This is a genomic window from Pseudomonas yamanorum (assembly GCF_013386765.1).
GTDB classification, from domain to species: domain Bacteria; phylum Pseudomonadota; class Gammaproteobacteria; order Pseudomonadales; family Pseudomonadaceae; genus Aquipseudomonas; species Aquipseudomonas yamanorum_A.
Window position 1 is genome coordinate 152,234 of the sequence record NZ_JACARE010000024.1, and the last position, 13,862, is coordinate 166,095.

Annotated in this window: 15 protein-coding genes; 6 read left to right on the plus strand and 9 right to left on the minus strand. The window is 61.8% G+C overall.

The window, feature by feature from the left end:
* The first annotated feature begins 67 nt into the window (after positions 1–67).
* Complete coding sequence (locus HX875_RS20000) at positions 68–541, plus strand: cyclic nucleotide-binding domain-containing protein (protein WP_010176525.1); 474 nt, start codon at positions 68–70, stop codon at positions 539–541.
* Here the strand turns inward: HX875_RS20000 and HX875_RS20005 are convergent.
* Complete coding sequence (locus tag HX875_RS20005) at positions 538–825, minus strand: hypothetical protein (protein WP_177044931.1); 288 nt, start codon at positions 823–825, stop codon at positions 538–540. The two genes, HX875_RS20000 and HX875_RS20005, sit on opposite strands and share 4 nt — an antisense overlap.
* A 78-nt stretch (positions 826–903) precedes the next feature.
* Between HX875_RS20005 and HX875_RS20010 the strand changes: the two genes are divergently transcribed.
* The 4 genes from HX875_RS20010 (at position 904) to HX875_RS20025 (ending at position 3,224) form a co-directional block, all read left to right on the plus strand.
* Positions 904–1,590, plus strand: a complete 687-nt coding sequence (locus tag HX875_RS20010) for a spermidine synthase (RefSeq protein WP_003210678.1) — start codon at positions 904–906, stop codon at positions 1,588–1,590.
* Positions 1,591–1,725: 135 nt separating this feature from the next.
* Positions 1,726–2,100, plus strand: a complete 375-nt coding sequence (locus HX875_RS20015; RefSeq protein WP_003210675.1) for a YajD family HNH nuclease — start codon at positions 1,726–1,728, stop codon at positions 2,098–2,100.
* A 236-nt stretch (positions 2,101–2,336) separates the two neighbouring features.
* Complete coding sequence (locus HX875_RS20020) at positions 2,337–2,804, plus strand: RNA methyltransferase (protein WP_003210674.1); 468 nt, start codon at positions 2,337–2,339, stop codon at positions 2,802–2,804.
* A 69-nt stretch (positions 2,805–2,873) separates the two neighbouring features.
* Positions 2,874–3,224, plus strand: a complete 351-nt coding sequence (locus tag HX875_RS20025; protein WP_177044933.1) for a YgaP family membrane protein — start codon at positions 2,874–2,876, stop codon at positions 3,222–3,224.
* Positions 3,225–3,305: 81 nt separating this feature from the next.
* Here HX875_RS20025 and HX875_RS20030 read toward each other — a convergent pair whose 3' ends face one another.
* Together HX875_RS20030 and HX875_RS20035 are read right to left on the minus strand one after the other, a co-directional pair.
* Positions 3,306–4,541, minus strand: coding sequence for a hypothetical protein (locus tag HX875_RS20030; RefSeq protein ID WP_177044934.1), 1,236 nt, complete (start codon positions 4,539–4,541; stop codon positions 3,306–3,308).
* Between the two features lie 12 nt (positions 4,542–4,553).
* Positions 4,554–5,003, minus strand: coding sequence for a YcgN family cysteine cluster protein (locus HX875_RS20035; protein WP_177044936.1), 450 nt, complete (start codon positions 5,001–5,003; stop codon positions 4,554–4,556).
* A gap of 154 nt (positions 5,004–5,157) precedes the next feature.
* Here HX875_RS20035 and HX875_RS20040 point away from each other — a divergent pair, with 154 nt between their 5' ends.
* Positions 5,158–5,751: a nitroreductase family protein gene (locus tag HX875_RS20040; protein WP_177044939.1), complete on the plus strand. Its 594-nt coding sequence runs from the start codon at positions 5,158–5,160 to the stop codon at positions 5,749–5,751.
* Between the two features lie 57 nt (positions 5,752–5,808).
* On the opposite strand, the gene HX875_RS20045 is transcribed toward HX875_RS20040, so the two are convergent.
* The 6 genes from HX875_RS20045 to HX875_RS20070 all read right to left on the minus strand — a co-directional run bounded on the left by HX875_RS20045 (position 5,809) and on the right by HX875_RS20070 (position 13,643).
* A complete protein-coding gene (locus HX875_RS20045; RefSeq protein ID WP_177044941.1) occupies positions 5,809–8,724 on the minus strand; it encodes an OspG family effector kinase in 2,916 nt (971 codons plus the stop codon).
* 154 nt (positions 8,725–8,878) lie between these two features.
* Entirely contained in the window at positions 8,879–9,811 is a 933-nt protein-coding gene (locus HX875_RS20050; protein ID WP_177044943.1) for a D-2-hydroxyacid dehydrogenase, read from the minus strand.
* Between the two features lie 117 nt (positions 9,812–9,928).
* Positions 9,929–10,222, minus strand: a complete 294-nt coding sequence (locus HX875_RS20055) for a YcgL domain-containing protein (protein ID WP_177044945.1) — start codon at positions 10,220–10,222, stop codon at positions 9,929–9,931.
* On the minus strand, positions 10,219–11,352 hold the full coding sequence (rnd, locus tag HX875_RS20060) for a ribonuclease D (RefSeq protein ID WP_177044947.1): 1,134 nt from the start codon (positions 11,350–11,352) through the stop codon (positions 10,219–10,221). Before rnd ends, HX875_RS20055 begins: the two co-directional genes overlap by 4 nt.
* Before the next feature lie 122 nt (positions 11,353–11,474).
* Positions 11,475–12,125 carry a class I SAM-dependent methyltransferase gene (locus tag HX875_RS20065; protein WP_177044949.1) on the minus strand — a complete coding sequence of 217 codons (651 nt, stop codon included), beginning with the start codon at positions 12,123–12,125 and terminating at the stop codon, positions 11,475–11,477.
* Positions 12,126–12,269: 144 nt separating this feature from the next.
* Positions 12,270–13,643, minus strand: a complete 1,374-nt coding sequence (locus HX875_RS20070; RefSeq protein ID WP_177044952.1) for a glutamine synthetase family protein — start codon at positions 13,641–13,643, stop codon at positions 12,270–12,272.
* Positions 13,644–13,862 lie beyond the last annotated feature (219 nt).

Consider the following 13,862-nt stretch of genomic DNA (forward strand, 5'->3'; position numbering starts at 1 on the left):
GCGGGTCTGAACACCTGACCGCCGGGCGCGCGCCCTGCACGATTTATGGACAAAGACTGTAAGCCTCATGCCAGAACCGACCTTACTCAATAACGAAATCCGCGACATGCTGATGGATTGCGGCCTGTTCGACCCGTTGCTGCCGGAAGACTTCCATGTGGCGGCGGGCTATTTCAACATCAGCAGCATCGCCCGCGATGAGGTGATTTTCCTCGAGGGCGACGCCGGCACGTTCATGTGCATCATTCACAGCGGCCAGGTGGCGGTGCAGAAGACCAACCATGAAGGCCAGCGGCTGACCATCGCCACCTTGCGCAGCGGGCGTGCCTTTGGCGAGATGGCGGTACTCGATGGCGAGCGCCGTTCCGCCAGCTGTGTGGCGGCCAGCGATTGCGTGCTGTTGAACCTGGGCAAGGATTCCCTGGAAAAAATGCTCAACGACGCGCCGAAAATCGCGGCCAAGATCATCCGTGCGATTGCGATCGCCCTGTCCAAACGCCTGCGCATGGCGGACGGGCAATTGCTGTCCCAGCAGTTTTAACCGCCCGGGGACTTGGGCTTGATGTCGTTCTGCTGCAAGACGGGGATCGTCTGGTCCTTCGGCGGCGTCGGCAACACGATAGGCGCCAGCATCGGTTCACCGCCGCCGGAGGTCTTGGGCGTCGCCGGTGGCGTGACTTGCGGGTAAGGTGTGGGCGTTGCAGTACCCGGCGAACCCGCAGCGGGTGCGGGCGTAATCGGCACGGTTTGCGACTCCTGGGCCCCGGCCGCACCGCTAAGGGTGAGCGCGCCCCATACAATGACCGTTAGAATGCTGCACTTCATCGATGGCTCCATGGCCTGACCGTAAAGTCGTAAGGCTACTCCCAACCGCGCAAGAATGCCCTTCCCAATGAGATTTCCATGAAACGTTTCGTTCTGCTGGACACCACTCCGATCCCCGACAACGGCGGTGCCTTGTGCCTGTTCGAATACGGTGAGGATTTTGTCATCAAGATTCAGGGCGGTGACGGTGGCCAGTTGATGAACACGCGCATGCACGGTTCCGAAGACGCGCTGGCGGAGATTCCGTGCCGCAAGGTCGCCGGCCGGCCCGGTTCCCGGGTATTGATTGGCGGCCTGGGCATGGGCTTTACCCTGGCGGCGGCGCTCAAGCACTTGGGCAAGACCGCTGAAGTGGTGGTCGCCGAGCTGGTGCCCGGCGTGGTGGAGTGGAACCGTGGGCCGCTGGGGGAAAAGTCCGGCCGCCCGCTGTTGGACCCGCGCACAGTAATCCGCCTGGAAGACGTGGCCAAGGTGTTGCAGGCCGAGCCCCAGGGGTTTGACGCGATCATGCTGGACGTCGACAACGGCCCCGAAGGTCTGACCCAAAAAGCCAACAGTTGGCTGTATTCCGCCGGTGGCCTCAGCGCCTGCGCCAAGGCCCTGCGGCCCAAGGGCGTGCTGGCGGTGTGGTCGGCCAGCGCCGACAAGCAGTTCAGCGACAAGCTGCGCAAGGCCGGCTTCAAGGCCGAGGAAGTGCAGGTGTTTGCCCATGGCAACAAGGGCACGCGGCATACCATCTGGATTGCCGAAAAACTGAAAGGCTAGCGGTTGCGCACCACCTCGATTGAATTCTGACACTCCTCACCGGCATGCCCTGCGGCTGAAAAAGCCGGAGGTTTATTGGCCCGCAAGCAGCTAGAATCAACGCTATCCGTGATCCACTAAAAGACAGGAGCCATGATGAGCTCGACCAACCCGCCCTCCCACACCGCCAAGCTGGACCGCATCCTCGCCGATGCCCAGCGCGACCGGGAAATGGGCTACCGCGACAAAGCCCTGAAGATGTACCCCCATGTGTGCGGCCGCTGCGCCCGTGAATTCGCCGGCAAGCGCCTGAGCGAACTGACCGTGCACCACCGCAACCACAACCATGACGACAACCCCCAGGACGGCTCCAACTGGGAGTTGCTGTGCCTGTATTGCCACGACAACGAGCACTCGCGGTATACCGACCAGCAGTATTTCGGCGAAGGCTCCACCAGCAGCCCGACGATTGCCAAAGCGACGCACAACCCGTTTGCGGCGTTGGCCGGGTTGATGAAGAAGGACGACTGAAGCAATGTGATGAACGACTTGCTGTGGGAGGAGGCTTGCTGTGGCGAGGGAGCTTGCTCCCGCTGGAGTGCGAAGCGCTCCCAAAAATCTTGGGGCCGCTACGCAGCCCAGCGGGAGCAAGCTCCCTCGCCACAGCAAGCTCCCTCGCCACAGTGTTGCACCCCATGCGGTTCAAACTGACCGCCTTTCGAGCAATCCCCGTATAATCGCCGTTTTTCTCGAAGGCACCCTCTCCCGTGGGCAATAAACGCTACAGCTGCATCGGTCTGTATAACCCCAAATCCCCCGAAAACGTCGGCTCGGTGATGCGCGCCGCCGGCTGCTACGGCGTGGCCTCGGTGTTCTACACCGGCAAGCGCTACGAGCGGGCCCGGGACTTTATTACCGACACCAAGAAGGTCCACCACGACATTCCGCTGATCGGCATCGACGACCTGAAAAAGATCCTGCCCCTGGGCTGCATCCCGGTCGCCGTCGAGCTGGTTGAAGGCGCCCGCCCTCTCCCCGAGTACACCCACCCGGACCGCGCGCTGTATATCTTCGGACCGGAAGACGGCTCCCTGGACAAGGAGATTCGCGACTGGTGTGAAGACGTGATCTACATCCCGACCACCGGTTGCATGAACCTCGCTGCCACCGTCAACGTGGTGCTTTACGACCGCCTGGCCAAGGGCAACAACACCCGCTCGGGTCCCAAGTACTGATTTTTTGGGAACATCCACGGCCTGTGCGCAGTCAGCTGCATATCACTAAGCCCTTGTTGGAGACAGATCATGAGCGACAGCAAAACCCTGCGACCCGTTATCCGGTCCACGCCGTTCGAGCCTCAACCCACGCAAAACGTCCAGGGCTGGGAACGCATCGGCTCCCTGGCCGGTGGCGTGGTGATGATGGGCAAAGGCCTGCGCCGTGGTGGCTTTTTCGGTTTGATTCAGGTGGCGATTGGCGGCGTGGCGCTGGCGCGCGGGATCAGCGGGCACAGCTCGGCGAAAGAGTTGCTGGAACGCAGCCGTCAGGAAATGAATACCGTACGGACCAAGATTGAACGCGCTGGTGAGGAACTGAAAAACCTCAAGACCAAGGCTGAAGTGGCGGCAGAGAACGCCAGCAAAACCACAGGTTGAACCCGATCCTGTAGGAGCCCGGCTTGCCGGCGATGGCGTCCTCAAGGGCCTCATCGCCGGCAAGCCGGGCTCCTGCAGGGATCAGCGCAGCAGCTTGCTGTCGAGCACCACCGACGACTCCCCGATAATGCTCTCCCCCAGCTGCACAAACTCCTTCGTGCTGATGCTGTTCATGCGCATCACCGCCTGGGTCAGGTCATCCAGCGAACGTTTGTTGTGGGTTTTCACACGAATCTCGCGGTCCAGCTCCTGCAACAACACCACCGCCCGTGCCACCGTCGCGCTGTTGGCGTGTTCGACCCGCAGGCTGGTCACGTCCTTGCCTTCCTGGGCCAGCTTGGCCTGGATAGCGGCGTAACGATCGTCACTGATCCCGCCGGCACGACGCATCAATTCAATGGCGTAATACTGCGCCAAGCCCTCGCTGATCCAGTCGCTGCCCTGATGGTCGTTGAAGCGACCGATGGCCTGCACCACTTCACGGAGCAACGGGCTGCTGCCGTTTTCGCTGACCAGCGGCGTGCGGCTGTTGAGGTAGATCGAATCCCGCGCCGAGAACGCACCGCGACGCATCGGATCACTGGCGCCCACCACCAACAGTTTCGCCGGATGCCGCGGGAAGGCCGCTTGCATTTGAGGCCAGACAAACGTCAGCAAGGTCAGCACGTCCATGCGGTGCATGCCCTGCCCCTTGGGTGACGCCACGGTGATTTCAGTCTCGCCCAGGCGCATCCTGCGGCTGCCCAGGTTGCCGGCGAGCATCCAGCCAGTGGGCCGGTCAAACAGGCGGGACACGTTGTCGATGCGGAATTTATTCTTGCCGACGCGCGGCCAGGCCGTCTCGACGCTTTTCCAGCCGGTGGGCAGTTCAAACACCAGGCGTGACACCAGCTCAATGCCGTCCTGCTGGTCGAGACGCGCAGCGGGCACCAGGTCCTCACCGCGAAACAGCGCCCAGCTCGGGGTCATGCGGGCTTCGTAGACGCCCTTCTTGCGCGCATGGCTCAGGCGTACGCGGTAGGTCAGGCTGGCCTTGTCGGCGCTGGGTTGCCACAGGCCACGGCTGTCACCCGGCGTATTGCCCGGCAGCACTTGCCACTGGCCATCGGCCTTGAAGTCGCTGTAGTCACCGTCGCGGCCCAGGTCGAAGTTGAGGCTGCGCACCGCCGAGCCCTGGGACAGGCTCAGGCGTACTTCAGCCTGATCACTTTGGGGCAACAGCTTGACGTGATAGTCCAGGTCGACTTTCTTCGCCCACGCCGACGTACTCAATGCCAACAACAGCAGGCTTGCCGCCAGCCTGGCTCCAACCGTCATACACACTCCTTCTCAACCTGCGCGAAAAATCAGGTAATCCTCCCAGTCATCCTCGGGCACGCTGCCTTCGGCCAGCATGCGCCCGGACTGGGAAATGCGTTCGTGGTGCACCGCGTCGCGATCGCCGCACACCAGGTGGTGCCACAGCGGCAAGTCCTTGCGCTCGCTGACCAGCCGGTAGCCGCAGGTAGGCGGCAGCCATTTGAACTGGTCGGCCTGGCCCGGGGTGAGCTGGATGCAATCGGGCACCGAGTCCCGACGGTTGGGGTAATCGGTGCACTGGCAGGTTTTGAGGTCGAGCAGTTTGCAGGCGATGCGCGTGTAATAGACGCTGTTGTCGTCTTCATCCTCGAGCTTTTGCAAGCAGCACAGGCCGCAGCCGTCGCACAACGACTCCCACTCATCCTGGTCGAGTTGTTCGAGGGTTTTACGGATCCAGAAAGGTTCGACTTTGGCGGCCATGGCTCTACATCAATATCGGTATGTTAAAAGGCCGCCAGTCTAGTGCCCATGGCCGCCGGGGCCAAGCGCTTACGACTGTCGGTAGAACAAGACTTGTCAGCCACCCGGCGGCGCAGTAGCTTTGAGCCCCGGTTTTTTCATCAGGATCAGCCCAATGAGCAGCAACCCACGCGTCGCCGACTACCCGATCCACCCACAATTCACCGACCGCTGGTCGCCGCGCGCCTTCACCGGCGAGAGCATTCCGGTGGACACCCTGTTGAGCTTCTTCGAAGCGGCCCGCTGGTCGCCGTCGGCCTACAACTCGCAGCCGTGGCGTTTTCTCTACGCACGCCGTGACACGCCGAACTGGGAGCGCTTCCTGGGCCTGCTGAACGAATTCAACCGTGGCTGGGCGCAGCATGCGTCGGCCCTGGTGATCGTGGCATCGAAGACCGACTTCCAGGTGCCCGGCGCCGCCGAAGAAACCCCGGCCCTGTGGCACACCTTTGACACGGGTTCCGCCTGGGGTCACCTGGCATTGCAAGCCAGCCTCAGCGGCTGGCACACCCACGGCATGGCCGGTTTCGACCAGGAGCTGACCCGCAAGGAGCTGAAGATCCCCGAAGGCTACGCCCTGCACGCGGCCGTGGCGATCGGCAAGCTGGGAGACAAGTCGACCCTGGCTGATTACCTGCAAGCCCGGGAAACTCCGAGCCCGCGCAAGCCGTTGAGCGAGTTGGTGGCCGAAGGCGATTTCAGCCTCTAGGCAGAGCCTGGGAGTTACCGGGTCCTGGACAGACGCCGGTAACTCGCAAACACCCCGCTACCTGACAAGCAAACCGAAGTCCCTGAGCAACTCTTTCTTTCTACTGTTGTACGTCTTCATCTCCCACTCATACAGACCATCACCGGGCACCATGTCTTCAAGGGACAACGACTGGATATCCACCGGGTAAACTCTTTTATCCGCCGCGGAATACAGAAAGTTCTTAAGCTGCAAGTCCTGATGGCGTATGCCCTTTTCCTCCATCCCCTTCAATGCGTCATCCAGCCAGGTTCGTGCCTCTGGCGTCAAGCTGCGCCGTTCGACCGTGGCCAGGTTGACCCCATCCAGTTTGCCCATCTTGATATAAGCCCGGCCGTTCTCGACGACTGCCGTCGCGAAACCCTCGCCATAATATTTATTCAGGCAGTCCCGCTCCTGCGTTACATAATCGGGAATGCGCGTGGCGTTTGTAGTGTTGAAGTCTTTATAGACGCTTTTGCCATCCAGGCTTTCGTAGACCACGCCCTCACCGCCCCGGCCAATTTCAGGCCCAAGGTCAGAGGCGACCGACTGCGGGCTACCACCCCGGGCGCCAAATCGTTGCCACTGATCACCCTGAACATGCTGGACCAACACCGGCGTCTGCCGGTTGTTGTGATAAATCCGCGCCTGGACCACGCCGTCGGCGGTTCGGGTCGCCTCCCGCACCTCATAGACGGCGCTTTGGCCGGTACTGTCGGTATGGCGTATATGCGACACGTGCCCGTCTGCGGCCACATAGAGCCCCTGGCTGTTACGTGAAAGCCCGGCGATTTTCGATTCAGGCACCTTGAATTCAGTCAGCAGTCGATTGCCTAGCTCAGTGCCCTCCATCGTCGCTGCGCCGCCCCGGCGTATCAGCCGGGCGCCCCCCAGCACCAGATCGTCCAGGCCATTGAGCGGATTGAATTCGCGGACAAGCGTGGTGCCAATAATCCTCGATACCTTAGCCGCCTTGGCAGCCGTGCCGGCAAGCCGGGTTCCGGCCTTCGCCACTTTCCCCGCAACCCCCGCCCCGGCAGTGAGGAAACCAAAGGCATCCATGGCCAGGTCCATTGCGCCGTCGACATAGTTACCGTTCTGAAAATTGACGATGGCGGACCGAAGCGGAACCAGGTCCAGAAAGAAATTCGTAACCTTCCACTCCTGTTCCCTTTGTCGGTCCAGGGGAGTGATTCCCTTGGCCTGCTTCACCACGTCCTGGTTGTCGATATTCAGGTGCTCGACAAATACATCGGCAATGGCCTTGGTACGCGCCGTGGTAAAGCTTGACGGTGGCAATGAACCCTGCGGCTGCCCTCGACCCAGGTCCGAAGTACCGGCCTTGGTCGGCGTAAAGGTTTCTGTCTTGTAAGTCTTGTTGGCATTACGCGGTATCTGCTCCGTCAACACTGAGGTGGGTACCGTGGTTATCTCTGCATTTTTCAGATCGATTTTATAAACGACAACACCGTTGGCACCCGAGGCTTTCAGCAGCAGGCTTTCATCGGTGTGATGCAGGGTTTTAGACGTGAAATCCGTCCCCAGTGCGTAGGTCTTTTTTTGAAAGAACTCAAGCTGGCCCTGTTCAAGCTTTCGCCTGTCGGCCAACGGAAGCTTGGCCACCATGTGTTTGATGGTGGTCGCAATCCCTTGCTTGCGTGAGTCGATGGCCTCGCTGAACTGTGCGTCGAAGGTTTTATTCACCTCCGGTTTCAGCGGAGCATTTATCGCCGCAACAGGAATGCGCCGGTCGCTGGTTTTCCAGCGGTAGCCATTCAGTTCCATCATGGCGATATCCAGGATCGAATAAAGCCCGGCGGGTGCGCGGTTTGGGTTGTAAAGCGGCTCGATGCCCGGCTGCCGTGGATCATCGACTTTCAGGAGTTTTTCTTCAAATGGCAGATCGTTCCCAAACTGCTCTTTGAGCTTGGCCAATGCAATGTCTTGGCGACTCGGGATTTCTACCTCCAATAACCGCGAGGCGACTATCCGTTCCTTTTGCTGCTGATTGAACGCAGTCCTTGCACGCTCCACTTCATCAAGGCTGTAGTGATCATCGGCTTTTCCCGGGACAATCCCGTTGACCACGCCCCAGTCAATCAGCGCCGCCACTTGGGCCTGCTCGGTCACCGCACGATCATCCAGGCCAGCACTTTCAGCGGCCGACATCACTTGGGCGAAGGTCATGTTCGGCACCTTCCCCGGCGCCTTGGCTTCAATGGTCGCCGCCGCGATGGCCAGGCTGACCCAGGCGGGGCTGCCGTAGGTAACGCTGTCGGGGATGTCCTTGATCAGAAACACCGGGGCCTTTCTGGCCAGCAGCAGGTAAGCGCCGGTCGCGGCCATTGCCGGGCTGGTCTTGCCGTTGCTGCTCAGGTGCTCGCTCAAGGCCGCCAGCACCGCCGAAGCCGGCTTGCCCCAGTGGTCCGGGTGCGCCAGGTTGAATCCTGCCACCCGGTTTCGCAGGGGCTGGGCGATGGATTCCGGGTCCAGCGTCAGATTGATGGCGGCCAGTGTGTATTCATTCACACTGGTATCGGTGGCGAGGCCATTCAGTTCGGTTTGAATTACCTGGCCCAGCGCCCGCCCGCGTGCGGAGTTAACTAGGGCTTCCAGGGTGCTGGCCGGGTCATCGAGTGGCGGTTGATTGCGGTGCAGATACTCCAGCACCCCGAGGCTTGCGCCGATCTGTGGCGGGTTCGGGTTCTGGCTGCCATGGCGCAACGCGGCGGCGAGAGCCTTGCGCTGATCATCGGCATGCATCGGGACCGGCCAGGACAAAGCGCCACCGAAATTGCCCAGGGGATGCTCAAGGGCCTTGAAGCCGGAATGTGCGCTGACCACCGGGGCATCCTGCGTCAAGGGCATGTTTGCGGCCGACACCGTTGCACGATCAGTGGGCAGTAACGGAATAACGCGGGCAGGTGCAGCGCCAGTATGAAAATTCAACATCGGACCAGTTCCATTGGAAAGAAGGGTCCAAGCCTCACATAGGCACTGCCAGGGGAGAATTGCAGGAGTGTTTACAGAGATTTGTCAGGGCCAGTCATCAGGCCCTGCCGAGCCGCTCCAGAGAACCCGGAACTGCTCGCCAAGCCTCGTATTTTCAGTAGCCGCGCTCGAAACTCACTTCGCCGCGCAACACTTCGTTTGCCTGGTACGCCCGTAAATTTTCGACAAACAACTGCACCATCATCCCCGGTGAGGTCGGCGCCGAGCTGTGACCGGTCAGCAGCAAACCCCAGGCGGTCCAGAACGGATGGCGCTGTGGCAACGGCTCCTGACGGCAAACGTCGATCACCGCGCCCGCCAGATGCCCTTCCTTCAAGGCTTCCACCAGGTCCGCATCCACCACTGCCACCCCGCGCCCGACGTTGATAAACAACCCGGTCGGCTTGAATTGCTTGAACAGCGCCGCATCATACAAGTCATGGGTATTGGGCGTGTTAGGCAGCAGGTTGACCACGTAGTCCACCTCGCCCACCAGGCGCGGCAACTCGTCGAGCCCGGCCACTTCGATAAACGGCGCCTGTTCGCGGGCTTCACTGGCGATGCCATACAGCTCAACGCCAAACGGCTGCAAAAACTGCGCAACGCTACGGCCGATATCACCGGTGCCGACGATCAGCACCTTGCGCCCCGCCAGGCTCTGGCCCATGCGGTTGTCCCACTTGCGCTCGACCTGGCTGACCAGCCGCGCCAGTACTTCTCGCTCATGGCCAAGCATGTAGGTGAGCACGTATTCAGCCATCACCTGGCCAAAAATGCCCACGGCGCGGGTCAGGCGGTAATCCCGCGGCAGGCCTTCAGCCAACAATGGCGTGATGCCAGCCCAGGTGGATTGCAGCCATTGTGGCTGGTGGCCCTGGCGCAACAAGGTGGCCAGCAGGTCCGGTTGGCCCAGCCACACCGGGCAATCGGCCGCCAGGCGCGACAATTCAGCGGAGTCGCCGCTGGTCATGACCTCAAGGTCCGGCGCCGCTTCGCGCAGCAGTCGGGCGTACAGCGGGTGATCGTGTTCAGCAATCAGAACGCGCATGGTTCAAACCTTTCAAAAACACTGCAGGCGGCCGCCGGCCCAATTCACTGTCCGTTGCGGCCACCGCCAAAAATTGAATTCCATTGATGAATGTGCCCCGGACGGGGCACTGACCGATCACATCGGGTCATTACGTCGCAGCAGCTCTTCGGGCAAGTGTTCGATGTACTCGTCCTCGGCCGGCGGCATCTGCAGGTGGTAGCCCTGCTTCTCGAGGTTGTCCAGGACCACGGTGATGTCCTCGCGGGACAGCTTGCGCTCCGGGCTCAACACCAGGTCAAAGGCGTGGTGCGGCTTGCCGAAGGCGGCCAGCAGGCTTTCCGGCACGCGCTCCAGTGCATCGCTTTTCAGCACGTAGAGGTACATCTCGTTGCGTTTGAGGCTGCGATAGATGGAGCAAATACGTTTCAAGGCTGTTCTCCGGCAGTGGCCAGGCTGTCCAGCAGCGCCTGGCCCATCAATTCGCGGCGCCAGCCACGCAGCGAATCTGGCAATTTGTAAGGCCCCTCGGGGTAGCCGCTCTTGACCAGGGCTTCGAGGGTTTTCTTGCGCAGCATCAGTTCCGGCGCCATGTCCAGGCGCTCAGCCTCGGCCTGGCCCAGGGCGCGCAGTTGCTTGATCAGCGTGGCGGCGTCCACCGGCAATGGCTCGGCAACTGCCGGCGGCCATTGGTCCATGGAGACGCTGCCGGCACGCTTGATCAGGCCCAGGAGGAACTCGCCATCCTGGCGCACGGTGCGCGGGTGCATGTCTTCGATCTTGCCCAGCGCGGCGAGGTTATCCGGCTGGGATTTGGCCAGGGGCCATAACGAGTGTTCACGAATGATCCGGTTGCGCGGCAGGTCGCGGGCACGGGCCTGCTGCTCGCGCCAGGCGCACAGTTCACGCAATACGGCGAGCTGGGCACGGGACAGTTTCCAGGCCAGCTTGGCGTCGCGATAGACCTCGTACGGGTCGACTTCGCGGCGCAGGTTGGCCACCAACTCGGCACCGTCTTCCAGGACCCAGGCGTATTTGTCGTCGGAAAGTTTCGGGCGCAGGCGTATGTAGACTTCCGCCAGGTGCACCGCGTCTTCGGCGGCGTAGCTGACTTGCGTCTCGGACAATGGCCGCTGCAGCCAGTCCGAGCGGGTCTCGCCCTTGGGCAGCTCGATATCGAGCACGGCTTGCACCAAGCGCGAATAGCCCATGGAAAAACCGTGGTTGAGGTAGGCCGCCGCCAGTTGCGTGTCGAACAACGGCACCGGCAGGCTGCCGGTCAGGCGCAGCAACACTTCCAGGTCTTCGCTGCAGGCGTGCACCACCTTGATCACGCCTGGGTTTTCCAGCAAGGCGGCCAAGGGTTGCCAGTTGTCGATGGTCAGGGGGTCGATCAGGTAAGCGCGAACGCCATCACCAATCTGGATCAGCCCGGCAATGGGATAAAAGGTGTCGACCCGCATGAATTCGGTGTCGAGGGCGACGAATGGCAACTGCTGCCATTCGGCGCAATGCTGGCCGAGGCTATCGTTGTCGCAGATCCAGTGAATATCGATGGCCACACGGCTCTCCCTTGAAGAATGGCGCGCAGTATATATCGCGAAAGGGAGTTGCGAGCATTCGCAGTGCACCTGCGACCATGAAAACTCCTATAGGCTCTGAAGAATAGTCCGACAGGCGGGACTTATCCTCTCTTACGCAGGACGTAGACCCGCCACATGGCTGAGCCGGGCATGAATTCCTGTTGGTTGAGGACCTTGAAACCGGCCTGGCGAAACTCCGCCTCCACCTGTAACCGATGGCTGGCAACCGCCGCCAGGGCCGGCTGCGCAGCGCGGTAGCCGCTGTCGCTGTTGACCGAGACGATCACCGTGTCGCGGCTCACCCGGTGAAACTCCCCGAGCAGCGCCAGGCGCCCTTCTGCCGTCGGCACATGACGAAACAACTCCAGGCAAAAAATGCAGTCCACCGCGTTGGCCGACAGGCCGATGGAAAAGGCCGAGCCCTGGAAGGTCTTGATCCGCTTGAGCAAGCCCGGCGCATGGTGGGTGCGCGCGTGGTCGAGCATGTCCTGGGAGTTGTCGGACGCGAGGATCACCCGGTTGCTGTGCTCGGCCAGCACCGGCCAGAAGCGCCCCGAGCCGCACGCCAGGTCGAGGATCAGCCCCGGTTCGCCGGCGATTTTCAGCGCACGGCGTACCAGTCGCTCATCACGCCACAGCGCCAGGCGCCGCAGCAACTTGGGCGGGCGCGTGTCAGCACAGACCCGGGCATGCTCCTGGCCTGCACGTTCGGCAAATTCAATCTCGATGGAAGACGGCAGTTGCGACGGCATCACACGACTCAGTTAATGGATCAGACATTCGCAGCTTAACCACCGTCTCGTGAAAAAAAGGTCGAAGGATTGTTTACCGCGCATGCAGGGCCAGTATCCGGCGCACAGCCTGTCGGTTAACTGTCTGTGATCAAGGCTTCATCTTCAGGCCTGGTGCAAATACCAGCGCCAGTCCTGCTCCCCCACTTCACCCATGAACTGGCGATACTCGGCCCGCTTGACCGCCAGGTACACGCCGAGGAATTCACCACCAAAGGCTTCCCGGGCCCAGGAGGAGCCTTCTAGGGCGCGCAGGGTGGTCAGCCAATCGGTGGGCAGTAACTCCTTGGCCTGGGCGTAACCGTTGCCTTCCACCGGCGCGCCGGGGTCGCGCTGTTCGCGGATGCCCCGGTGAATACCCGCCAGGATCGCCGCCGCCGCAAGGTAGGGATTGGCGTCGGCGCCGCAGATACGGTGTTCGATATGCCGGGAAAACGCCGGCCCGCCGGGCACCCGCAACGTCACCGTGCGGTTGTCCACGCCCCAGGTGGCGGCCAGCGGCGCATAGCTGTTGGTCTGGAAGCGCCGGTAAGAGTTGGCGTTCGGGCAGAACATCAGCAACGAGTCGAGCAAGGTGCTGAGCATGCCGCCCACCGCATGGCGCAGCAGCGGCGTGCCGTCGGGTGCTTCGCTGGCAAACAGGTTGTTGCCGTCGCGGTCCGCCAGGCTGACGTGCATGTGCATGCCGGTGCCGGCCAGGTCGTCGAAAGGCTTGGCCATGAAGCATGCGGTCATCCCGTGCTTGTGGGCCACGCCCTTGACCAGGCGTTTGTAACGCACTGCTTCGTCCATGGCTTGCAGGGCATCACTGCGGTGCTCCAGGGTGATTTCCACCTGGCCCGGGGCGTATTCGGAAATCGCCGTGCGCGCCGGTATGCCCTGGAGTTTGCAGGCGCTGTAGAGGTCGGCGAGGAAAGGTTCGATCTGCTCCAGTTCCCGCAAGCCGTAGACCTGAGTCGAGCGCGGGCGACCACCATCCACATCCCGCGCTGGTTGCGGGCGGCCGTTGCTGTCGGGTTTCTGGTCGAGCAGATAAAACTCCAGCTCCGCCGCCATCACCGGGTAATAGCCATCGGCCTTGAGGTCGTCGATCACCTTGGCCAGCAGGTGTCGCGGGTCGGCCACGGTGGCGGGCATGCCTTCGGTGGGGTGCATGCTGACCTGCACCGCCGCCGTCGGGATCAGGCGCCACGGCATGCGCTGCAAACTGCCGCTGACCGGGTAGGCGCGGCAGTCGATATCGCCGACTTCCCAGACCAGCCCGGAGTTCTCCACGTCGTCGCCATTGATGGTCAGGCCGAGGATGGTACTCGGCAGCGGCCGGCCACTTTCGTAGACCGCCAACAGCTCATCGCGGTGCAACAACTTGCCCCGGGGCACTCCGTTGTTGTCGAGGATGAACAGCTCGAACATCTCGATATCCGGGTTCTGGGCAAGAAAGGATTGGGCTTCGTGCAGGGTGGCAAAGGGCGTGCTCATGGGCATTCTCATACGTTCGCTTCAGGCAGGCGCGTGGGCGCTGCCAGGCAGATGCGCGGGGCATCCGGTTGGGCAAATCAACGTGTGAGAACGATGTCCGGTGGGCGCGCGTGGCGGCAGTGCCAGAGCGCCCAGAAGGCGAGTTCGGAGGGAAGTGCATCAGCGGTGATCCGACGACGGTCCGGACGGCTGGACGCGTTGGCGCCTGGCGATGTCTCA